Annotated in this window: 18 protein-coding genes; 11 read left to right on the top strand and 7 right to left on the bottom strand. The window is 59.1% G+C overall.

Annotated features, from left to right (window positions below; genetic code table 11):
• Window positions 1-120 precede the first annotated feature (120 nt).
• A complete protein-coding gene (locus ACQRAQ_RS06825; protein WP_427794355.1) occupies window positions 121-771 on the top strand; it encodes an HAD family hydrolase in 651 nt (216 codons plus the stop codon).
• 112 nt (window positions 772-883) lie between these two features.
• Here ACQRAQ_RS06825 and ACQRAQ_RS06830 read toward each other — a convergent pair whose 3' ends face one another.
• A complete protein-coding gene (locus ACQRAQ_RS06830) occupies window positions 884-1996 on the bottom strand; it encodes a LacI family DNA-binding transcriptional regulator (protein ID WP_427794356.1) in 1113 nt (370 codons plus the stop codon).
• 329 nt (window positions 1997-2325) lie between these two features.
• Between ACQRAQ_RS06830 and glmS the strand changes: the two genes are divergently transcribed.
• A complete protein-coding gene (glmS, locus tag ACQRAQ_RS06835; RefSeq protein WP_427794357.1) occupies window positions 2326-4173 on the top strand; it encodes a glutamine--fructose-6-phosphate transaminase (isomerizing) in 1848 nt (615 codons plus the stop codon).
• 112 nt (window positions 4174-4285) lie between these two features.
• On the opposite strand, the gene ACQRAQ_RS06840 is transcribed toward glmS, so the two are convergent.
• Window positions 4286-4987: a GntR family transcriptional regulator gene (locus ACQRAQ_RS06840; RefSeq protein ID WP_427794358.1), complete on the bottom strand. Its 702-nt coding sequence runs from the start codon at window positions 4985-4987 to the stop codon at window positions 4286-4288.
• A 193-nt stretch (window positions 4988-5180) separates the two neighbouring features.
• Here ACQRAQ_RS06840 and ACQRAQ_RS06845 point away from each other — a divergent pair, with 193 nt between their 5' ends.
• The 3 genes from ACQRAQ_RS06845 to ACQRAQ_RS06855 all read left to right on the top strand — a co-directional run bounded on the left by ACQRAQ_RS06845 (window position 5181) and on the right by ACQRAQ_RS06855 (window position 8358).
• On the top strand, window positions 5181-6215 hold the full coding sequence (locus ACQRAQ_RS06845) for a YeiH family protein (protein ID WP_427794359.1): 1035 nt from the start codon (window positions 5181-5183) through the stop codon (window positions 6213-6215).
• A gap of 266 nt (window positions 6216-6481) precedes the next feature.
• Window positions 6482-7699, top strand: a complete 1218-nt coding sequence (locus ACQRAQ_RS06850; protein WP_427794360.1) for a helix-turn-helix domain-containing protein — start codon at window positions 6482-6484, stop codon at window positions 7697-7699.
• A 239-nt stretch (window positions 7700-7938) separates the two neighbouring features.
• Window positions 7939-8358, top strand: coding sequence for a hypothetical protein (locus tag ACQRAQ_RS06855; RefSeq protein WP_427794361.1), 420 nt, complete (start codon window positions 7939-7941; stop codon window positions 8356-8358).
• 239 nt (window positions 8359-8597) lie between these two features.
• Here ACQRAQ_RS06855 and ACQRAQ_RS06860 read toward each other — a convergent pair whose 3' ends face one another.
• On the bottom strand, window positions 8598-9119 hold the full coding sequence (locus ACQRAQ_RS06860; RefSeq protein WP_427794362.1) for a nitroreductase family protein: 522 nt from the start codon (window positions 9117-9119) through the stop codon (window positions 8598-8600).
• A 293-nt stretch (window positions 9120-9412) separates the two neighbouring features.
• Between ACQRAQ_RS06860 and ACQRAQ_RS06865 the strand changes: the two genes are divergently transcribed.
• From ACQRAQ_RS06865 to ACQRAQ_RS06880, 4 genes are all read left to right on the top strand, one after another.
• On the top strand, window positions 9413-9703 hold the full coding sequence (locus tag ACQRAQ_RS06865; RefSeq protein ID WP_427794363.1) for a CDP-alcohol phosphatidyltransferase: 291 nt from the start codon (window positions 9413-9415) through the stop codon (window positions 9701-9703).
• Between the two features lie 181 nt (window positions 9704-9884).
• Window positions 9885-10373: a MarR family winged helix-turn-helix transcriptional regulator gene (locus tag ACQRAQ_RS06870; protein WP_427794364.1), complete on the top strand. Its 489-nt coding sequence runs from the start codon at window positions 9885-9887 to the stop codon at window positions 10371-10373.
• Window positions 10373-12097: an ABC transporter ATP-binding protein gene (locus ACQRAQ_RS06875; protein ID WP_427794365.1), complete on the top strand. Its 1725-nt coding sequence runs from the start codon at window positions 10373-10375 to the stop codon at window positions 12095-12097. The genes ACQRAQ_RS06870 and ACQRAQ_RS06875 overlap by 1 nt, the downstream gene beginning before the upstream one ends.
• A gap of 1 nt (window position 12098) precedes the next feature.
• Window positions 12099-14114 (top strand): ABC transporter ATP-binding protein, encoded by a 2016-nt coding sequence (locus tag ACQRAQ_RS06880; RefSeq protein ID WP_427794366.1) that lies wholly within the window; start codon window positions 12099-12101, stop codon window positions 14112-14114.
• Window positions 14115-14222: 108 nt separating this feature from the next.
• Here the strand turns inward: ACQRAQ_RS06880 and cysE are convergent, their stop codons facing one another.
• Window positions 14223-14927, bottom strand: a complete 705-nt coding sequence (gene cysE, locus ACQRAQ_RS06885) for a serine O-acetyltransferase (protein ID WP_370450655.1) — start codon at window positions 14925-14927, stop codon at window positions 14223-14225.
• A 223-nt stretch (window positions 14928-15150) separates the two neighbouring features.
• Between cysE and ACQRAQ_RS06890 the strand changes: the two genes are divergently transcribed.
• Complete coding sequence (locus ACQRAQ_RS06890) at window positions 15151-15798, top strand: VTT domain-containing protein (RefSeq protein ID WP_154517831.1); 648 nt, start codon at window positions 15151-15153, stop codon at window positions 15796-15798.
• 147 nt (window positions 15799-15945) lie between these two features.
• Here ACQRAQ_RS06890 and ACQRAQ_RS06895 read toward each other — a convergent pair whose 3' ends face one another.
• From ACQRAQ_RS06895 to ACQRAQ_RS06905, 3 genes are all read right to left on the bottom strand, one after another.
• Window positions 15946-16794, bottom strand: coding sequence for a hypothetical protein (locus ACQRAQ_RS06895; protein ID WP_427794367.1), 849 nt, complete (start codon window positions 16792-16794; stop codon window positions 15946-15948).
• 110 nt (window positions 16795-16904) lie between these two features.
• Window positions 16905-18548: a serine/threonine-protein kinase gene (locus ACQRAQ_RS06900; protein WP_427794368.1), complete on the bottom strand. Its 1644-nt coding sequence runs from the start codon at window positions 18546-18548 to the stop codon at window positions 16905-16907.
• 132 nt (window positions 18549-18680) lie between these two features.
• Entirely contained in the window at window positions 18681-19133 is a 453-nt protein-coding gene (locus tag ACQRAQ_RS06905; protein ID WP_138340479.1) for a helix-turn-helix domain-containing protein, read from the bottom strand.
• A 333-nt stretch (window positions 19134-19466) separates the two neighbouring features.
• On the opposite strand from ACQRAQ_RS06905, the gene ACQRAQ_RS06910 reads away from it, so the two are divergent.
• Window positions 19467-20519, top strand: coding sequence for a branched-chain amino acid aminotransferase (locus tag ACQRAQ_RS06910; protein WP_427728837.1), 1053 nt, complete (start codon window positions 19467-19469; stop codon window positions 20517-20519).
• The last annotated feature ends 78 nt before the right edge of the window (window positions 20520-20597 follow it).

A 20597-nucleotide genomic window follows, 5' to 3' on the forward strand; every position in this document is an offset into this window, starting at 1 on the left:
CGGACTGCTCGTCATATGACTTCTGCCTATGTAACGATAGTGCAATATGCTATATACGTTATATACAAGTTTGTAAAGTGCGCTAGAGTGGCCGTAATGCAATCCGGTGAGGGGACCGATATGATCAAGACTGTAATTTTTGACATGGACGGAACGCTGGTCGATACCGAGCGTTTGGGCATCAAGGCATGGAAGGCGGGCGCTGCCGAGCTGGGGGTCGCGATTGATGATGCGCTGATCCATCAGTTTATCGGCCGCACTCTGCCCGATGTCATGGACATCCTTGATAAGCATTACGGCAGCCATGAAACCACCGAGGCGATCTATGTTCGCCACAAGGAGATTCGCGACGAGATGGTCAAGACCGATTTGGAGCTTAAGGCTGGTGCCGCCGAGTGCCTCGACGAGCTGCTGGCTGCGGGCTATCACGTGGGTCTAGCGACGTCGTCGCGCCTCGCTACGGCCGAGCGCAACCTTAAGATGGTCGGCCTTTTTGACAAGTTTGAGACGGTGACCTGCGGCGAGGACGTCGTGCACGGCAAGCCCGACCCCGAGATGTATCTGCTTGCCTGCGAGCGCGCGGGCTTTGCTCCCGAGGAATGTGCCGTGGTCGAGGATTCGCGCAACGGCTGCGTCTCGGGCATCACGGCCGGCTGCCATGTCTTTGCCGTCCCCGACATTGTGCCGCTGCCGCAGAATGTGGTGGACGGCTGCGAGGCCGTGCTCGATACGCTGTTCGACCTTACGGCGGCGGTCAAGGCCGTGCGCTAGACAGCCGCGGCGTTGAAACGGGCAATTGCCCACATTTACGCTTAAGCATAAGGGGTCCGGCAATGGCCGGGCCTCTTTTGCTTAAGCGGCGTTTGTCATATTGGCCGACGTGCTATAGATACGCGCCGAGGTTGATGGCGGTGGCTTCGGCTTGGCTGCTTGCCTGGGTACTGGCGCGCTCTAAGAGGAACGGCCGCACGAGTTCCTGACGGTTGATGTCCTCGGCGGCTGTGACCTCGGTGACGGTGCGTGCGGCGGAGCCGATACGGACGCGTTTGGTTTTTGTCGGCGCCTTGTTCTCGATTTGCTCCACGAGCAGCTGCACGCCCTTGCGGCCAATTTCGTAACCCGGCGGCGCCACTGTGGTGAGAGGGACCGACCCGCTCCATGCAAGCGGGTTACCGTCGCAGCCGGCCACGCGAACTTGCTTGGGGACGGAGATGCCTTTGTCGATCAACGCTGAGATAACACCCGAGGCCAATACGTCGGTTAGGCCGATGACAAAATCCGGACGCTCGTCAGCAGAGCGCTCGGCAATCTGGGCGCCGATGCCGTAACCGTCGGCAGCGGTATTCCATTCTCCGGCGTCAATGACCTCAATTTTGATGTCGGGATGAAGGGCGAGGACCTTGTGAATGCCAAGCACGCGCAGGGTGAGCTGCATAAATGCTGCTCTGCCCACAACGGTGATATGGCGTGCGCCGCGGGCAATGGCGAGCTCGGCGATAATGCGCCCCTGTGCCTCGTTATCGGCGGCCACGTAGTAACCGGGCTCGGAACAGTGGATGTCCAGGTGGACAATCGGCACGGGCATCTTGGTCATGGCGGGGTGCCAATCGGGGGATGCCATGGGCTGAACCATGACGCCGGACATCTGTGTGCCCATAAAGTAGCGCAGGTAATGGTCTTCGAGAATATCGTCGTTATCGGCGTTGGCGATGAGCAGGTCGTAACCGTGCTTGCGGGCCTCGTTATGGGCGCCGCTGGCAATTTGGAGCGAGAAGCCGTGGTCGAGACGGGGGAGGACCAGGCCAAAGGACTTGGTGGTGCCTCCTGCGAGCTGGCGGGCGCTTTGGTTGGGCAGGTAGCCAAGGCGATTGATGGTCTCGTTGATGAGTTTGAGGGTCTCGGGGCGCAGCTTTTCGGGATGGTTGAGCGCGTTGGAAACCGTGCCCAGCGAGACCCCTGCCTCGCGCGCGACGTCGCTGATTTTTACCTTTGCCATAGCGGCCCCTTTGATGCGTTTCAAGTACAAGCCAGATTGTAGCATCGCCCGTCCCTAGGGTGTCAAAACCTGCCAATTAGGGACAGGTTTATTTTGGCAGGTTTTATCTGGGGAAACGCTATTGCCAACGCGACCACCACGAAGGGGACAGGCACCTTTGTGGTGGTTTGGACCGGCTGAACGTGTGTGCATCGGGTGGTATCTAAGTTGAGATACCACTTCTGGTATATCAGCTTGCGCTTGCGTGAGTACAATACTCGAACGTTATACGTCTCAGCGCCCCTTGTGCGTGGACGTTTTGCAGTCACGCGAGCGAAGGGATTTATCCTATGTGCGGAATTGTCGGCTACACCGGCTCTGATATTGCAAAGAACATCCTTGTCACGGGCCTTAAGCGTATGGAATATCGCGGCTATGACTCCTCGGGCGTCGCACTCGAGGTGGGCGAGGGCACGGCGGCTCACCTCGACGTCATTCGCCGCGTGGGCAAGGTCGCGGGCCTGGAGAGCGAACTTACCAATGTCGACAGCGACGCCACCTGCGGCATCGGCCACACCCGCTGGGCTACCCACGGCAAGCCCTCCGTTGTCAACGCCCATCCCCACACCAGCTGCGACGGTCGCATCGCCATCGTCCACAACGGCATCATCGAGAACTTCGCCGAGCTGCGTGAGGAGCTGGAGGGCCGCGGCCATCACTTTAAGAGCGAGACCGACACCGAGGTCTTTGCGCACTTGATCGAAGAGGCCTATGCCGAGACACACGACCTGATGGCTTCTGTGCGCGAGGCCTGCACCCACGTGGTGGGCGCCTATGGTTTGGCCGCCGTTTCTGCCGATGAGCCCGGCGTGATCGCCGTGGCCCGCAAGGACTCCCCGATTGTGGTCGGTGTCGGCGAGACCGGCTCCTACGTTGCCTCCGACGTGATCGCGCTTATCGATGCCACCCGCGATGTCGTGGTGCTCGAAGACGGTCAGTTTGCCAAGCTTACGCCCGCAGGCGTCGAGTATACCGACGAGGCTGGCAACGTGATTGAGCCCAAGCTTACCCATATCGACTGGGACCTGGATATGGCCGAAAAGGGCGGTTATCCCGACTTTATGCTTAAGGAGATCCATGAGCAGCCTCGCGTCGTGCGTGATACCCTGGTGGGCCGCATGACCCCCGCCGGTGAGCTCGATATCGACGAGCTGGGCCTTTCGCTCGAGGAGCTCAACGATATCGACCGCGTGTATGTGATTGCCTGCGGCACCAGCTACCATGCCGGACTTATCGCCAAGAACCTTATTGAGGGTTGGGCTCGTATTCCTACCGAGGTCGAGGCGGCAAGCGAGTTCCGCTATCGCAACCCCATCATCACGCCGACGACGCTTGTCGTGGCCGTGTCCCAGTCGGGCGAGACGGCCGACACCCTTGCAGCCATTCGCGATGCACGCATCAAGGGCGCCAAGGTCTTTGGCATCACCAACGTGCTGGGCAGCCCGGTGGCGCGCGAGAGCGACGGCGTTATCTACACCAAGGCCAACAAGGAGATTGCAGTTGCCTCGACCAAGAGCTTCATCGGTCAGGTCGTGAGCCTTACGCTTTTGGCCCTGCTGCTGGCGCAGGTTAAGTACCGTCTGACCACCAAGCAGGCGCGCATGCTGTTCCGCGAGCTTTCCGATACGGCCGAGCAGATCCAGTGGATCCTGGATACGCAGACCGAGGCCGTGCACGAGGCCGCGCTTGTCTGCAAGGACGCGCAGTCTGCACTGTTCGTGGGTCGCGGCATGGGCGCCGCCATTTCCTACGAGGGCGCGCTCAAGCTCAAGGAAGTCAGCTACCTGCATGCCGAGGCATATGCTGCCGGCGAGATGAAGCACGGCCCTATCGCGCTGATCGACCCGGGTTTCCCCGTTATCGCGGTTGCAACCAAAAGCGCAACATACGACAAGACGGTGTCGAACCTCATGGAGTGCAAGGCGCGCGGCGCCAAGGTCATCGTCGTTGCTACCGAGGGCGACGAGGAAATCAACAAGATCGCCGACTGCGTCATTCGCGTGCCGGCCGTCCGCGACGTATTCAGCCCCATCACGGCGAGCGTTCCGCTGCAGCTGCTCGCCCGCGAGGTTGCCATCCTGCGCGGTTGCGACGTTGACCAGCCCCGCAACCTGGCCAAGAGTGTCACAGTAGAGTAATCGAGTTCCTACGTCCTAACAACTAAGGCCCGGCTCCGTTGCGGCGGAGCTGGGCCTTGTTGCATCTGCCCAGATAAAACCTGCCAAAATAAACCTGTCCCTTTTTGGCAGGTTAGCGGAGCCTGCTGGTCTCGAAGTACTCGGGATATTGGTCCAGGACCTCGGTCTGGTTGCGGAACATCATATGCAGGTGCTTGCTGACCAAAAAGCTTGCCTCGATAGGATCGCGACCGGCGATGGCGCGGCGGATTTGCTTGTGCTCGTTAACAATCTCCTGATTGTCGAGCGCCTGCGTAGCGGCGCGCAGCCAGCGGAAGCGCTCCAGGTCGGCATTGGTCGCCTCGAGCCACGACCACACGGTGCTGCGGCACGCAATGCTAAAGATCATGCGGTGCATGAGGTTGTCGCTTAAAAAGAAGCCGATGCGGTCCTCTTCGGCCATGGCTTTTTCCTGCAGCGCGATGGCTCGGTCGAGCTGCTCGATGCCTACCGAGGTGGCACGGGCGCAGCACTCCACAATCACCTGCTTTTCCAGGTGTTCGCGAATGTAGCAGGCACTCTCGGCAAGGGTGAGGTTGATGGGCGAGACATAGGTGCCGCTTTGGGGCACGGTGCGCACTAGGCCCTCTTGCGCCAGACGCACCAGTGCCTCGCGCACAGGGGTGCGCCCCATATCTAGGTCGTCACAAAGCTGCTTGACGCCCAGCTTTTCGCCCGGCTTGTAGTCCAGGTAGACTATTTTGCGTCGAATGGTGTGGTAGGACTGGTCCTGTAGGCTCGTTTCCTGCTCGCCGACGTGCATCGATTCTTCCATAGTGCCTCGCAACTGTTCTATCACACTCATATGTCAGTTGTTAATTATGCCGCGAATCAGCTCTCCGCGCTGGGTAATTCGGTTGTTGCCCGAGAACTATTGCGGCATCTTAGTCTGTTTTTGCGCATGGCTGTGCTCGATGTTGTCGTATCATAAGCCGTCGCAAACGTGAAATAGAAAGAAGGAATCCCATATGCAACTGGTAAATATCGTACGCGAGCGCTGGAAGGGTGTCTTGTTCTGCCTGATCATCGCCATCCCTGCATCGTTGCTCGGCAAACAGATTGAGGTGGTCGGTGGGCCGGTATTTGCCATCCTCTTTGGCATGGTTCTGGCGCTTGTCTTTCCCAAGAATCGTCGCGAACAGCTCGCCGCCGGCGTCGCCTATACGTCTAAAAAAGTCTTGCAGTACGCGGTTATCCTGCTTGGCTTCGGCATGAACCTCTCGCAGATTCTGTCCAAAGGCGCCCAGTCGTTGCCGATTATCGTGGCTACGATCTTGACCTCGCTTGTCATCGCCTTTGTGCTCTGCCGCGTTATGAACGTGCCGGGCAAGATCGCGACGCTTGTGGGTGTGGGTTCGTCGATTTGCGGCGGTTCCGCCATCGCCGCGACCGCGCCCGTCATCGATGCCGACGATCGCGAGATTGCCCAGGCTATTTCGGTCATCTTCCTGTTTAACGTTATCGCGGCACTCGTGTTTCCAACGCTTGGAGGCATGCTTGGGCTGACCAACGAGGGCTTTGGCCTGTTTGCCGGTACCGCTATCAACGACACCTCGTCTGTAACGGCTGCGGCGAGCGCCTGGGACAGTATGCATCCCGGCGCTAATGTGCTCGAGAGCGCTACGGTAGTCAAGCTCACCAGGACGCTGGCCATTATTCCCATCACGTTGGTCCTCGCATGCTGGCAGATGCATCTGGCGCGCAAGGCCGGCGGCGACGCCAAAAGCACGTTTTCCCTTAAGCGCGCGTTTCCCATGTTTGTGCTGTTCTTTGTGCTGGCGAGTGTGGTCACCACAGTGTTTCAGCTTCCCGCGTCCGTTACGGCGCCCATCAAGGAGCTGTCGAAGTTCTTTATCGTGATGGCCATGGCGGCTATTGGCTTTAATACCGATATCGTCGAGCTGGTCAAAAAAGGCGGCAAGCCCATCGTATTGGGCTTTTGCTGCTGGATTGGCATTGCGTGCATGGGTTTGGGAATGCAGCACGTGCTGGGAATCTGGTAGAGGAGTAGCCCATTTACGTGCTGGCTGCTGGTGGCCGCATCCTCGCGGTGGAGCGATAGGAGCTCTTGCGGGTATGGCTTGTCCGCAGGTTAATAGATCCCGAAGAGCTCTTATCGCCCCGCCAGGATGGCGATGCGGGGCAACACCTATACTCGCAGGACGGCGCTTTCTGCCCTATAGTGTTTGGTGAGCAATATCGTTCAATTTTGAAACACTCGGTCGTGCGACCGTCGGCGGTTGTACGTCGCAGCGGACAGGGGCAAATCATGGATAGCGATGCCAAGCTGAACATCTTGACCGATGCCCTAGCTGCTGCCGGGGCCTCGGCATTGGCAATCGATGCGCGTGGGGACGTCGCGATCTCGACCATGAATGACGCGGCGCTTGAGCGGGATGTGGCGGCTTTTGTCGCTGAGCGCCTCGACCGCATAGGAGACGGCGCGCGTCTGGTTATGGGGCGTGCGGGTACGCGCCTGAGCCTGACCGTTCGCCCCACCGACAAAGAGGGCGGGGGCCTTTGGGTCATCGTGGTCCGCGAGGTGCGCGCCGCCGCGGCGCATGCGGGCATCGAGTGGCTCAACGCCGACGAAGTTGAGGCCCGCTACGAATCGAGCGCGTACGGCATCGTCGAAGACGCGGCAGCGGTCGCTGCCCCCGTACGGGAGAGCTATGCGCGCGGAGTGCCCCTTATGCTCGAGGGCGAGCTGGGCGCGGGACAGGATCAGATTACAAAACGCCTGTACCTGGATGGACCCTATGCCGATCAGCCCTTTGTGTCCGTTGCGCTCGATGAGCTTACGGATCGCGGTTGGCGCCATCTGCTCAAAAGTTCCGAATCGCCGCTATTCCAAACGGGGCTGACACTTTGCATGGGCGGCTGGCATGCCGTTGGCCCCCAACGCCTGCGCGAGCTCGTGTCCGCAATGATCGACACGGCGCTCGCAACTCGTTGCCATGTGGTGTTGACGGCAAACGACATGCCAGGCGGCGGCGAAAGCGATCAGGCTGCTTTTGTAACCGAGCGTCTGGCCTGTGCAGTGAGTGTGGCGCCGGCGATTGCCGAGCAGGGCGGCGCGTCGGAAAAGGTTGCGCGCTATCTGGAGTATCTGGCAGATATGTTTGAGACGGCAACACCTGCCTTGTCGTCCGGGGCGGCAAAGACACTCGATGCCTATCGATGGCCCCGTAACTATCTACAGCTTCGTGAGGTTTCGGAACGACTTTATATATTAGTGAGGATGGGTACGGCCGAGCGGGCGGTGGCGGAGGAGGTGCTCGCTCAGGAGGACGTTATCAAGACCGCGACCTTTGGTGCCCCGACGCTCGATAGCGATCTGTATATCTTGCGCCCACTGGCCGATACCGAGCGCGATATCGCACGGCTGGTCGTAGGTCACCTTCACGGCAACAGGACCCGAGCTGCCGAAGTGCTAGGGATAAGCCGTACGACCCTGTGGCGCCTGCTGAAGGACGACGACCGTTAAGCGAGGCGCCCGTGACCGCGCTCGGCGCGTGTGATACAGTCCAAAGCAGTATTGTTTCGACTGTGTTACGGCGTGCGGGGAGTATGGCGGAGACTTCAAAAACAAATCGGGTTCGAAAGCCCGCGGCGCCGGTCAACCGTCGCACGACTTCACGGACGTGGGGCAAAAGCGCCTCGGGGTTCGACGGCTCGTTCAAACGCACTAAATATGGTTATCCTTCGGCAAGCGCTCGCTTGGCCATGCAGGCCGAATCATCGCTGTGGGGCCGTAAGCGTGTGGTGGGGTCAAAGCTCAAGCACGATGGAACGCTCGGCTACATTAGCCGTGGCGCTGCTCGCCGTAGCGGCCTCAATCCCGCAGGCTGGCATCGCTATGTTCCGATCGCGGTCGTTGTTGCGGTGATTGTCATCGCGCTCGCGGCGCTTGGCTACGCCGGCGGCGGGGCCAATCTGGACGCAATGTTTAAGTCGCCCGAGCTCGCGCATGCAGGCACAGAAGTTGTCGAGGGCGTTCAGACCCAGACGGGCGTCGCGCCCCAGCGCGGCATGGTCGCAGCCGCTGCCACCATTGCCGATGCTCAAAAGGATGAAGGCGAACAGGGCGATGGCGCCGAAGCGACTCGAACGAATGAAACGACGACAAATCCATCGGCAAGATAAGTTGCTAGGGGGGTAGCAAATATGGGACGGGGCCTTTTAGCTGCCCAAGTGTCGAATGCCAGCAGCAGCTCATTCGATGTCAGTCGCCAACAGCGAGCGGGCTGCATTTGCGCCAAGGTGACGCGAAATGAGAGGGCGCTGACCTTCTGGTCGCGTCCTCGAAACTGAACGTCAAATTGGCGTGAATGCGGCCCGCGCAGCGTCAAGTGGTCCGCCGTTCGGTAGAACGGCGGAACAAATTACCTAACGTACACCACGTTGTCGCGGCGCGGCTTTGCCTCGGGTAGCGTGTCCTCGGCATAGCCCAGAATGCAGTTACCGACACCGCGCAGGCTGCCGTCGGCGGGCAGGCCCCAGCTGGCCAGCAGCTCCAGGCCCTCGGGCGAGTCAAAGACCTCATGCGCGCGGTGAATCCAGCACGAATCGACACCCAGTGCATAGGCGGCGTTGAGCAAGTTGCCCATGGCGAGTGAGCCGTCTTCCAGATGTGTGGGCACGCTGCGGTCAACCAGCACCACCACAACGGTCTTGGCGCCATAGAAGGGGTCGCTGTTGCTGCCCATGACCTGGGCGTTGAGCTGTGAGAGACGCTCGACGGTCGCGGGGTCGGTGACGGCGACAAACGTCACCGGCTGGCGGCCCATGCCGCTCGGTGCATATTGGCCGGCTTCGATAATACGTGCAAGCTTTTTGGCCTCGACGGGACGATCGCTGTATTTGCGGCAGCTGCGGCGGTGAATGAGTGCTTCGATAGTCTCCATGGTGTCTCCTTGCGGTGGCGTTGCAGATGCCCCGTTCATACCCGTCGGGCTCAAACGATAGACGGTCAAGTGCCCGGCAACAGGATAGATTCCAATTGGGTAAGTAGGTTTGCATAAAAGTACCTTCAAAATGTGACAAGCCAATGGGATGGTTAAACGTTTTATCCCGTCTGCCCTGCGGTTTTTACCACTTGCCTAAATGACGAACGCATAACCTCTGATAAAGGTTTTACTAAAGGAGTACCAACGTTTATCAACGCGCCGTGGTGGCGCCGGGCCAGGAGGTAACTATCATGTTCCAGGCTGGAGATGTCGTCGAGACCGATTTCGAAGGATTTCTGAAGCTGCTGCGTTCCAGGACGCGCGCTTTTGTGACGATTGACGATCACGAGTACTACATCACGCACACCGATGGCTATTGGCGTGTTCAGGATTGCGAGGCCCTCAACGATAAGGGCCACTTTACTGACTGCTCCGAGCTGGTCAACACGCTCTGCGAGGTCGTCGAGCTGCCTTGGATCTGCGGCAAAAGCCTGCACGATAGCTTCTCGGGCGCTACGGTCTACGAGGCCGTCGCCGCTTAACAGGCAATGAAATCCGATTTTCACGTGACCGCTGGCGCCGCCCCCGCGCCGGCGGTCTTTTTCTGCCGATAGGCCATAAAAGCGTAGGCATTTGCGGAGAACCTGTTGACGATAGTCAAAGCTCGGACTAATCTAGAGACATAAAATTGGTCAAAAATCGGACAATCGAATGGTGGGATAGATGAATAGTGCGGTTACGCCGGCCGACTTCGACCGGTTGCTCAATGGACTCGACCATATCTATTCGGAGTTCTCGCGCGCCTGCGGCCTTTCGGACTGCGCTTACTGGATGCTCGTCGATACCTGCACGGCAGGCGGCAGTATTGCCGTAAGCCGTCTGACAAGCGAATGGTTCTACAGCAAGCAGACCATCAACTCGGCAATTAAAACCTTGACGGCGCGGGGCTTCGCGACGTTGGAGTTTGCCGAAGGCAGCCGTAAGAACAAGGTTGTGCGTTTGACCGAAGCGGGCATGCGGTTTGCCGAGCAATATGCGCTGCCGGCGCAAGAAGCCGAGCAACAGGCTTTCGAAGTGCTCGAGCCCTGGGAACAGCGCGAAATCATGCGCCTAATCGAAAAATTTTCCCATGCGCTCGGCGATGAGTGCGATGTCTTTAAGCAGCATATCGCTGCCGAGAATCAAGGTGAGGGTGAGTCGTGCGACTGTTAATGAGGTTTTTGAAGCCCTATCGAGGGCTTGTCGCAGTGACGCTGCTGGCTCTGCTGGTGGATAACGTCGGTACGCTGTTGGTTCCCACGATGCTGGCGAACATGGTCAACACCGGTATTACCACGGGCGATGTCGACTACATCTTATGCAACGGCCTATACATGTTTATCGCGACGAGCATGGCTAGCGGCGGCACGGTGCTGGGCTGCTATCTTTCGGCGCGTCTGGCGGCTAACGTGGCCTGCGACATCCGCAATGCCGTCTACGACAAATCACTCGAGCTGTCTGCCAGCGATTTTGAGCGCTTTGGCACCGGATCGATGATCACGCGCTCACTCAACGACATCAACGTGATTCAACAGGCTGTCCTTCAGACGATTCAGCTGGTGCTGCCCGTGCCGTTCTTGGCTGTGGCGGGCATCATCTTCGCCTGGTTTATCGATCCGGCTATGGGCGTGCTTCTGGGCGTCGTGGTTGCGATCGTGCTGGTTGCGGCGGTCTTTACGGTTGCCAATGCGGCACCGATTTTTATGCGCCTACAGGGCTTTATCGACCGCATGAACGTGGTGCTGCGCGAGAATATTGTGGGCGTGCGCGTTATTCGTGCTTTTAATAAAGAGCATCACGAGGAGCGGCGCCTGGACGAGGTGTTTAGCGACTACGCCGCCAACGCCATCAAGGTCAACCACCTGTTTGTGGGCCTTGACAGCTCCAGCTTCTTTTTGATGAACATCGCCGAGGTGGCGGTGCTGTGGGTGGGCGGTAACCGGGTGGGCGCCCATGCCATGCAGATTGCGAGTATCTCGGCGGTGCTGGAGTATGCAATTCTGATCTTGTTCTTTGTGATGATGGCCCAGATGGTTGTGTTGACGCTGCCGCGCGCCGCGGCATGTTTGAGCCGCGCGCAGCAGGTGTTGGAGATTGAGCCGAGCATCGTGGACGGCGAGCGTACGCTGGGTGACGGGACGCCTGCCTCCGAGGACGATGCGGATGCTGTTGCCGTGTTCGACCACATGTCGTTTCGCTTTGACGACGCCGACGAGGATACCCTGTGCGACCTGAGCTTTGCCTGTCGTCGCGGTCAGACGACCGCGATTGTGGGCTCGACGGGCTCGGGCAAGTCGACGGTGGCAAAGCTTCTGCTGCGCTTCCACGATGCCACCAAGGGCGCCATTCGCCTGGACGGCATCGACCTGCGCGAGCTTTCGCAAGATGAGATTCGCGGGCGCATCGCCTATGTGCCGCAGAAGGCGTGGCTGTTCTCGGGCACCGTGGCAAGCAATCTGCGCTTTGGCAACGAGGACGCGACCGAGGCGGACATGCTTCATGCGCTGCAGGTTGCCCAGAGCACCTTTGTGCTCGATCAGCCGCAGGGGCTCGATACTCCGGTTGCCCAGGGCGGTACGAACTTTTCGGGCGGCCAGCGCCAGCGTCTGGCAATTGCCCGTGCGCTCATGAAGCATGCCGATCTGTATATCTTCGATGACAGTTTTTCGGCCCTGGACTTTAAGACCGATGCGGCCTTGCGCCATGCGCTGCAGGACGAGACGCGCGACGCCGCGGTGCTCATCATCGCGCAGCGCATCTCGACGATTTTGCATGCCGACCAGATTGTCGTGCTCAAGGATGGCGAGGTCGTGGGCCTGGGCGCGCACGAGGAACTTATGGAAACCTGCGAGGTGTACCGCGCCATCGCGGAATCGCAGATGAAGGGAGGTGAGTAGCATGACCGAGGAGCTCAAGAAGCGCAGCGACGCTATCGATGCCGTCGTTGTGGACGCGGCCGAGGAAGCGGTCGAGCAGTCTGCCGCGTCGACCGAGCTGGATGCCGCCGCCAGGGCCGCGGCCGAGCGCGAGGCTCGTCGCCAGGCGCTGTACGAGGAAAACGAGCGTGCCGAGGACGAGCGCGCCCGTGCCGAGGCAGAGCGTATGCGCGACGTGGACGACGAAGAAGAGGACGAGACGCCCCGGGATACCTGGGCGACGGTGCGCCGCTTGTGGAGCGAGGCCGCCGGCGACCATTGGCGCTTCTATATTGTATTCGCGAGCATTGTGTTCTACGTCATCTTTAACACCGCCGCGCCGGCATATAGCGCTCATGTTATCGACGAGCTGTGGGGCCATATACAGGTGGCGTTTGCCAGCGGAACTACCTTCAGCATCACCTGGGACCAGTGCGGTAAGACCATCTTTGTCTACTTTTTGATCTGGACGGCCGCCGGATCGTTCTATGCGCTGCAGAGTTTTTTGATGTCGAGCGTCGCCGAGCGACTCAACCTGCGTCTGCGCAACCGCATCGCGCAGAAGCTCAGCCGCCTGCCGCTCGCCTACTTTGATGCGCATCGCCCCGGCGAAGTGGTCAGCCGCGCGACCAATGACTTGGACAAGATGTCCGAGAGTATGCAGCGCGGATTGCTGCAGCTGCTGGTATCGATCGGTACCGTGACGGGTGCCATCATCATGATGTTCGTCTATAGCGTCAAGCTCACGTTGGTCTTTTTGGGCTTTACGGCGGTATCGTTGCTGGTGACCAAGGTGGTTTCGCGCCGTACGCATGATGTGACGGGCGAGCGTCAGGAGTGGGTGTCCAAAATCACGAGCGCGGTCGAGGAAGGCTATTCAGGCCGTTTGGTGATTCGCGCATTCAACCGCGAGCATCAGAGCTCTGCCGAGGTGCACGAGGCCTCGAGGGAGCTAGCGCGCGTGAGTACCAAGGCCGACTTTATGATCAATGCCGTCGGCCCTGCGGTTCGCTTTATCGGCCGTTTGGCGCAGATCGTGATCGCGCTGGTGGGCTGCAGCATGCTGGTCGCCGGCCACATGACCGTCGGCGTGTTCCAGGCATTCTTCCAGTTTATCTACGAGGCGTCCGAACCCATGACGCAGCTGTCGTTCACTTTCAATTCGCTGCAGAGCGCGCTGGCGAGTGCGGAGCGCGTGTTCGACCTGCTCGATGAGCCCGAGATGGAAGCCGATCCGCTGCCGGGTGAGGCTGCCAGGCTGCCGGGTCGCATTGAGGGCCGCGTCTCCTTTGAGCACGTGCGTTTTGGTTATTCGCCCGACAAGCCGCTTATGCGTGACGTGTCGTTTACCGCCGAGCCGGGCCAGAAGATCGCCGTGGTGGGAACCACGGGCGCGGGCAAGACCACGCTCATCAACCTGCTCATGCGCTTCTACGAGATTGACGGCGGGCGCATTACGCTCGACGGCGTGGACACGAGCTGTATGGACCGCGGCGAGCTGCGCCAGCAGTTTGGCATGGTGCTGCAGGACGCCTGGCTATTCGATGGCACGATTGCCGAAAACATCGCCTACGGCTGTCCCGAGGCGACGCGCGACGAGATCGTGGCGGCTGCGCGCGCCGCGCAGGTCGACTTCTTTGTGCGCACCATGCCGCAGGGTTATGACACGCGGGTGGCCAACGATGCCGAGAGCATTAGCCAAGGGCAGCGCCAGCTGCTGACCATCGCACGCGTGCTGCTCAACAACCCGGCGATTCTCATCCTGGACGAGGCGACGTCGAGCGTGGATACGCGCACCGAGCTCGCCATCGGCCGTGCTATGGATGCGCTTATGCGCGGGCGCACGAGTTTTGTGATCGCGCATCGCCTGTCGACGATCGTGGACGCCGACCTGATCTTGGTCATGGATCACGGCAACATTATCGAGCAGGGCACGCATAAGGAGTTGCTGGCTGCTGAGGGCGCCTACGCCGACCTCTATCTGAGCCAGTTCGCATAACGCGACATGGGGACGGCCCCCTTGTCGCATCGGAAATAAGGCGCGCCGGGGATAGATTCCCTGGCGCGCCTTTGCGCTGGCATGAATGTTGTCATTGGCCGTCCGCGTCTAGCGTTCGTCCACAAGTTTGGCAACGAGGGCTTTGAGCTCGGCTACCTCTTGCTCGAGTTCTTTGACGCGGCGGGCGTTCTCGGTGATGCCCTGACGGTTGAGGGCGGACTGCTCGGCGGCATCGTCAGGCATGTACTCGCGGTGCTGCTTGGCGTCGAAGCTCTCCTCGAACACGCGGCAGCCGTTGCGCTTGATGATGCGCCCCGGTACGCCCACGACGGTGCAGTTGTCGGGCACGTCCTTGACGACAACCGAGTTGCCGCCGATTTTGACGTTGTTGCCGATGCGAATGTTGCCGAGCACCTTGGCGCCCGTGCCCACGGTGACGTTGTTGCCCAGGGTGGGGTGGCGCTTGCCGGTTTCGTTGCCGGTGCCGCCAAGCGTGACGCCCTGGTAGAGCACGCAGTTGTCGCCCACGATGGTGGTTTCGCCGATGACGACGCCCATGGCGTGGTCGATAAAGAAATGCTTGCCGATCTGTGCAGCGGGATGAATCTCGACCCCGGTGATGTGGCGGGTGATTTGCGAGAGCACACGGGCGAGCGAGCGATGACCGTGCTCCCACAGCCAGTGCTCGGGCACGTGGTTCCACTTGGCGTGCAGGCCAGGATAGGAGAGGAAGATGACCAAACCGTTTTGCGCGGCGGGGTCCTGCGTCTGGACGGTCTTTATGTCCTCGCGAATGGTATTGATAAAGCTCACCGGCCGCCCTCCCTTAGCGCCATGGCAATGCGATTCAATAAAGTATAGCGATTCGCTAGGGATTAGGAAGAATAATCTTGGCGGCTTTGCATGACAGGTGTCAGTTATGCAAACTTGCTGGTAATGGAGTCATGCTTTTGTGGGGTTGCGCACGAGGGGGCACCGCAACCGTATACTGGTCAACTTGGACGTATCCGCGCCCACAACTGAGAGGTTTTACTTCATGGGTTTCATCAATTTTATCGCCGAGCTACTCAAAGACCCGCGCACCGCGATTGCCAGCTGGATCGCCGCCGGCCCGCTTATGGCCTACGGCTGCGTGTTCCTCATTATCTTCGTTGAGACAGGCGTGGTGTTCTTCCCGTTCCTTCCCGGCGATTCACTGCTGTTTGCTTCGGGCTTCTTTGCCCATAACGGTGGCTTTAACATCGTGGCCCTGCTGGCCGTAGCATGGGCTGCTGCCATCCTAGGAGACCAGTGCAACTTTATGATCGGTCACTTCTTTGGCAAAAAGATCATCGCTTCGGGCAAGGTCAAGGCCATGACGCCCGAGCGTATCAAAAAGTCCGAGGACTTCTTGGACAAGTGGGGTCACCTGGCCATCTTCCTCGGCCGCTTCTTCCCGTTTATCCGCACCTTTGTGCCCTTCATTGCCGGCATGGGCGGTATGCACTGGCGCAACTTTGTCATCTACAACGTGCTGGGCGGCATTACCTGGTCGACGGTCTTTACACTGCTGGGCTACTTCTTTGGCGGCATCCCCTTTGTGCAGGAGCACTTTGAGTTGCTGATCATTGGCATCGTAGCCGTGTCGATCATCCCGACTGTAGTCGGCCTGGTTAAGGCTAAGCTGGGCAAACAGAACGCCTAATCCTCGCTTGTTGCGACTCTCCAAATGGGTGTCGACAAGAATAGTACCCAACAAGCATGGGGTGCGATTGGGCTTTATGACAAAGGCGCCGCTGCGAGCAGAAGGAGCTCGCGGCGGCGCCTTTTGTGCGCTAATAGCTATTCGGAGCTATTTGATTTTCTTAACGGTCAATGCGAAAGAATCGATTGATTTCGAACTGACCAGGTTGGGATATTCCTCACCGTTGGAATTGGTGCTGTAGACCAACTTGAGCTCGGAGTTGGGCGCAACATTTTGAGAGACAACGACGTAGTTCGCAAGAGCGGAGGAGTCGGTCGGGTCTACATAGGCGCCATCTTCGGAAACAATATCGAGCTGGATATAGGTTGGACCATAGGAATCGTTGAAGGTGTCTGCAAGGGAGAGGTAACCGCAGTCTGCAAGATTCCTGCCTACATAATCTTTAATGAAATAAGTGTATTTGTCTGTGGCGGGATTGATTTTGGTTAATTTGGTGGCCTTCTTTGTTGAGCTGCCGACTTTGCCGAGCGATAGCACGATTTCATCAATGGTTTGCGTTGCAACGATGGTAGTATCCTCGCCGTCCGAGTCGCTTGAGAACGTATAGGTAAACTCGGTATTGGGGTCAAGGCTCTGCGAAACGACTTTCCAGTCTTGAAGTGCGGAGTCGTCCCAATCGTTTTCGTCCGACCCCAGGTCGATATGGGAACCATCCGGCGTGAGGAACACGATTTTGAGCGTACCGTTTCCATAGTGATCGTGTCGCATTTCATCGAGTGCCGTATAACCCACCTGGCGCGCGTTCATTCCAACATAGTTTTTGACATATTGAATATGGGGGTCATCCGACGATTTGATTTTAACCGGTGCGGATGACTCGGCTTTTTGTGCTTCGTCTTGGGTTGCGGTTGAGCCGGTTTGGGCTGGAGCCGAGCAACCGCTCATCGCTAGTGCCAATGAGCTTGCGAGACCGATGATGACAAGAGTCTTGTTCATGAAAATTCCTTCCTTCGATATCCCGACATGAGTATTGTCGTGCTGGGAAGGGTTGGATTCCTCAGTTGCCAACTGAATCGGATATGCTGTCGGCGAACGGCGCCCCGGTCCTACCATTGGGCGGCGTAGATATCGCAGCTTGCGTGCGTGGGCGGATTGTGGACGTCGACCGAAACGGGGGTCGTGGAACCGACGGAGGGGCAGTCGCAAAAATTGTTATAGCCGGCAACGATATTGCCCTGCTTATCGCGCAGGATAGCCGATAGGAACACTTGGGTCTTATCAAAGCCGCTCGGAGCACTTTGGAGTTTGAGCTTTGCCAAGAATGACTGCATGCCGTCTGCCCCAGCGGATTCGGTGCTATCGAAAATTTCGTACACCGGTGCTTCGGTGGCGGTGGCAAGTGCAACGCCGCTGGGTGTGACCGCCTCGAACTCAACGCGCGCGGGAGCGGTGCCATTTCCCGTCTGATCGCCAAAGTAGACGGTCTGGCCGGGCTCGATGGCGCTGTAGGTTTTCTCATCCGTAAAGATCAGGTTGTCGTCCGCATCGTATCCGGAGACCTTAATGGTGGGAAATGCGATAGCGGCAGGGCCGTCGGAGTTTTTAAGGCCGATGCCAAAGTGGACGTATCCGTGCCCATCAACCGACCAGCCTGATTCCGCAATCGAGAGCTCGGCGGACAGAAGGCTGGCGTCGCTTGCCGTATTTGCTTTTTTGGATGTCGAAACGCCGTCAGACTGGCCGGCTTGCGATGAGGACGTGGGCCCGTTGTTGCTTTCTCGGTCGGCGTGGAACGTCGAGATGGCAATCGCGCCGACTGCCATCAGCCCGGCAAGCATCGCGGTGACGAGTGCCAGTTTTAGCAACAAGCCGCCAAAGGTCCGCGTCCTGCTTTTGCTTGGGTTGCGCTTAGACGCATGCGTACCCGCTGCCATTTGGGCATGGTCGGCATGCCCATCTGTGCCAGAAGATGCCCTGTCGTTTCCCGGTCGAGACGAGCCGGCGAGCGCCCCTGCCATCTCTGCTGCAGACTGAAATCGCGCGCTTGGCTCAAACGAGCAGGCGCACGTGATGGCGTGGGCGAGCGTCGCGGGTGCATTATCAAGATTCTTCTTAAGAATTTGCTCGTAAGCCTCGTCATCGGGACGGACACCCGTAAGCGCAAAGCCAAGAACGCGTCCGATGGAGTAGACATCACTTCGCGCATCGGTCTGGGCAAAGCCGTATTGTTCGGGCGAGGCGAACCCCCAAGTTCCGAGGGAAGTCGTGTCCTTGCTTGCCCCTTCGACGCGCATGCGGGCAATACCGAGGTCGATGAGGTGCGCGCCGTTCGCGGCAACCACGATATTGTTGGGGGAAATGTCACGGTGGACGATGCCATGTCTGTGGAGCTCCTCGGCCGCCTCGCAAAGCTCGATGCCAAGCGATGTCGTCTCTTCCGGCGTCAACGGCCCATCGGTTTCGATAGCTTTGGAAAGCGACCGACCTGGCACAAAGTCGTAGACGACAACAAAGTGCTCGGGTAGTTCGTAGGTCGCCTCAACGCGGGGAAGGCGGGGCGAGCTGCATTCTGTGAGTGCCGACCATACATTGCGGCGGGCAAGCTCCTGTCGAATCTTCTTTCGCACGAAGGGACCGGCTCCGTCAATCGTGACGAGTTCGGTAATGCCGTCTTCGCCGCGCGCGAGCACCTGCTCGACGCGATAGGTGTCGTCAAGGCTCATGGCATGCATGAGCTGGTTGTCGTTCAAGCCGTCCTCCCTTCATGGTAGCTGGGCAAATGCCCCAAAAATAATATGCCAACGATTGTTCTGTTTGTTCAGTTGGCAACTGAATCGCGTATGGAGACGATAGAGCTGCGGGGCTCGCGCGGACGTGGGCGTCTATTTGAGTGGGTTGGTTCCCAGAAGCGTTTTTTCACCCAAGCGGTAGAGCTCGTCGTCGGTGCACGCTCGGCTCATGCCGCGTTCGATGCACCAGATGACGATGGCGTCGCGGCGATCCTTGCACCAAAGCTCGGCGACGCTATCGAGTCTCAGAAGGCGCTGCGTCTCTCGAAGCGTGCAGCCGATACCGAGTGCCAACATGATGGCGTGGTCGCGGCCGGGGCGACTTTTGCCGGCAAAGATGTCGTACACAACGGTCGGGTTAAGGCCCGAGTTGCGTGCGACGTCCGAGCGCTTGATGCGGCGCTCGTCGATGAGGCAGCGCAAGTACGAGGGAAGCGTTTGGTCGACGGTTTCGCCTTCGTCCAGATAGGCGTCGATGCTCGAACTGGCCAACAGCCGCTTGAGCAGGTCTTCCGTCAAGTGTTCGCGTTTGTTCTGAGTTGCCAAGGGGGCTCCAATCATCGTCTCGACTTAGAGTATATCGATAGGGCGGTCGCGGGGCGCATGGGGCGAGTGGACGCCGCGGCTTGGAGGACGCCTATTTACCCTGGTGAATTCCGAAGCAAATGAAAATACTTTACTTAGTTAAAGAAAAACGTTTTATCCGACGCGCGCGGGGAGTACAATCTCGTCCATGCGAATCGACGTGCCATCGGCTTCGATGTTGCCCGCGTGTCCCGTCCGGCTCTACGCTCCGGGCGTGCGACGTTGCGACACGGTCGGCCTCGGTCCTTGCGTGCGGGTTCGCGAGTATGCAACTGTGTATGTAAGGAGCGACATATGACTGTCGAGAAGAAGGATATCGATTGGGGTAGCCTCGGCTTTGGCTACATGAAGACCGATTACAGCTACGAGGCTCATTGGAAGGATGGCGAGTGGGACGAGGGCGGCCTGACCACCGACCACACCATGCATGTCTCCGAGTGCGGCGGCATCTTCCATTACTGCCAGGAGGTCTTTGAGGGCCTGAAGGCCTACACCGCCGAGGATGGCAGCATCGTCTGCTTCCGTCCCGACATGAACGCTGAGCGCATGTATAACTCTGCCCAGCGCCTCGAGATGCCCCCGTTCCCCAAGGACAAGTTCGTTGAGGCCGTCAAGCAGGTCGTTTCTGCCAACGCTGCCTGGGTTCCGCCTTTCGGCTCCGGTGCGACCCTGTACGTGCGTCCGTTTATGATTGGCTCTGGTGACGTGATTGGCGTGGCTCCTGCTCCTGAGTACACGTTCCGCATTCTCGTGACTCCGGTCGGTCCGTACTTTAAGGGCGGCCTTAAGCCCGTTAAGCTGCGCGTTTCCGAGTATGACCGTGCAGCCCCGCATGGCACCGGCAACATCAAGGCCGGCCTGAACTACGCCATGTCTCTCAAGCCCACGATGGAGGCCCATCGCGAGGGCTATGCCGAGAACCTGTATCTTGACTCCGAGTCTCGCACCTATGTCGAGGAGACCGGTGGCGCCAACGTCCTGTTCGTGAAAGAGGACGGCACCCTCGTCGTTCCGCAGTCGCACACCGACTCGATCCTGCCCTCCATCACCCGTCGCTCGCTCGTTCAGGTCGCTCAGGACCTGGGTATGACTGTTGATCAGCGTCCCGTCGAGTGGGCCGAGGTCAAGGCCGGCACCTTTGTCGAGTGCGGTCTGTGCGGCACCGCTGCTGTTATCTCCCCGGTCGGCGAGATTGACAACAAGGTTTATGGTGCCGACGAGACCGTGACCTTCCCGGCTGGCTGCACCGAGATCGGCCCTGTTATGAAGAAACTTCGCGAGACCCTGACTGGTATTCAGTCTGGTGCTGTCGAGGATAAGCACAACTGGGTTTACACCGTCGCGTAAGCTGTCTTGTATGTTCGGCCCGAGGGCGACCTTCCTTTCCGGCGCGTCCTCGGGCATGAAAGAACCCCCGCTGCGCAC

This window comes from Collinsella sp. SGI.178 (assembly GCF_050313495.1).
Taxonomy (GTDB): domain Bacteria; phylum Actinomycetota; class Coriobacteriia; order Coriobacteriales; family Coriobacteriaceae; genus Collinsella.

Excerpts from the sequence above, each read along its gene's own strand:
- ACQRAQ_RS06855 (WP_427794361.1), top strand. The coding sequence starts at position 7,939 with ATGCAGGCCGAATCATCGCTGTGGGGCCGTAAGCGTGTGGTGGGGTCA.
- ACQRAQ_RS06875 (WP_427794365.1), top strand. The coding sequence starts at position 10,373 with ATGAGGTTTTTGAAGCCCTATCGAGGGCTTGTCGCAGTGACGCTGCTG.
- ACQRAQ_RS06830 (WP_427794356.1), bottom strand. The coding sequence starts at position 1,996 with ATGGCAAAGGTAAAAATCAGCGACGTCGCGCGCGAGGCAGGGGTCTCG.
- ACQRAQ_RS06890 (WP_154517831.1), top strand. The coding sequence starts at position 15,151 with ATGGGTTTCATCAATTTTATCGCCGAGCTACTCAAAGACCCGCGCACC.
- ACQRAQ_RS06870 (WP_427794364.1), top strand. The coding sequence starts at position 9,885 with ATGAATAGTGCGGTTACGCCGGCCGACTTCGACCGGTTGCTCAATGGA.
- ACQRAQ_RS06865 (WP_427794363.1), top strand. The coding sequence starts at position 9,413 with ATGTTCCAGGCTGGAGATGTCGTCGAGACCGATTTCGAAGGATTTCTG.
- ACQRAQ_RS06860 (WP_427794362.1), bottom strand. The coding sequence starts at position 9,119 with ATGGAGACTATCGAAGCACTCATTCACCGCCGCAGCTGCCGCAAATAC.
- ACQRAQ_RS06910 (WP_427728837.1), top strand. The coding sequence starts at position 19,467 with ATGACTGTCGAGAAGAAGGATATCGATTGGGGTAGCCTCGGCTTTGGC.
- glmS (WP_427794357.1), top strand. The coding sequence starts at position 2,326 with ATGTGCGGAATTGTCGGCTACACCGGCTCTGATATTGCAAAGAACATC.
- ACQRAQ_RS06850 (WP_427794360.1), top strand. The coding sequence starts at position 6,482 with ATGGATAGCGATGCCAAGCTGAACATCTTGACCGATGCCCTAGCTGCT.
- ACQRAQ_RS06845 (WP_427794359.1), top strand. The coding sequence starts at position 5,181 with ATGCAACTGGTAAATATCGTACGCGAGCGCTGGAAGGGTGTCTTGTTC.
- ACQRAQ_RS06895 (WP_427794367.1), bottom strand. The coding sequence starts at position 16,794 with ATGAACAAGACTCTTGTCATCATCGGTCTCGCAAGCTCATTGGCACTA.
- ACQRAQ_RS06825 (WP_427794355.1), top strand. The coding sequence starts at position 121 with ATGATCAAGACTGTAATTTTTGACATGGACGGAACGCTGGTCGATACC.
- ACQRAQ_RS06880 (WP_427794366.1), top strand. The coding sequence starts at position 12,099 with ATGACCGAGGAGCTCAAGAAGCGCAGCGACGCTATCGATGCCGTCGTT.
- ACQRAQ_RS06840 (WP_427794358.1), bottom strand. The coding sequence starts at position 4,987 with ATGGAAGAATCGATGCACGTCGGCGAGCAGGAAACGAGCCTACAGGAC.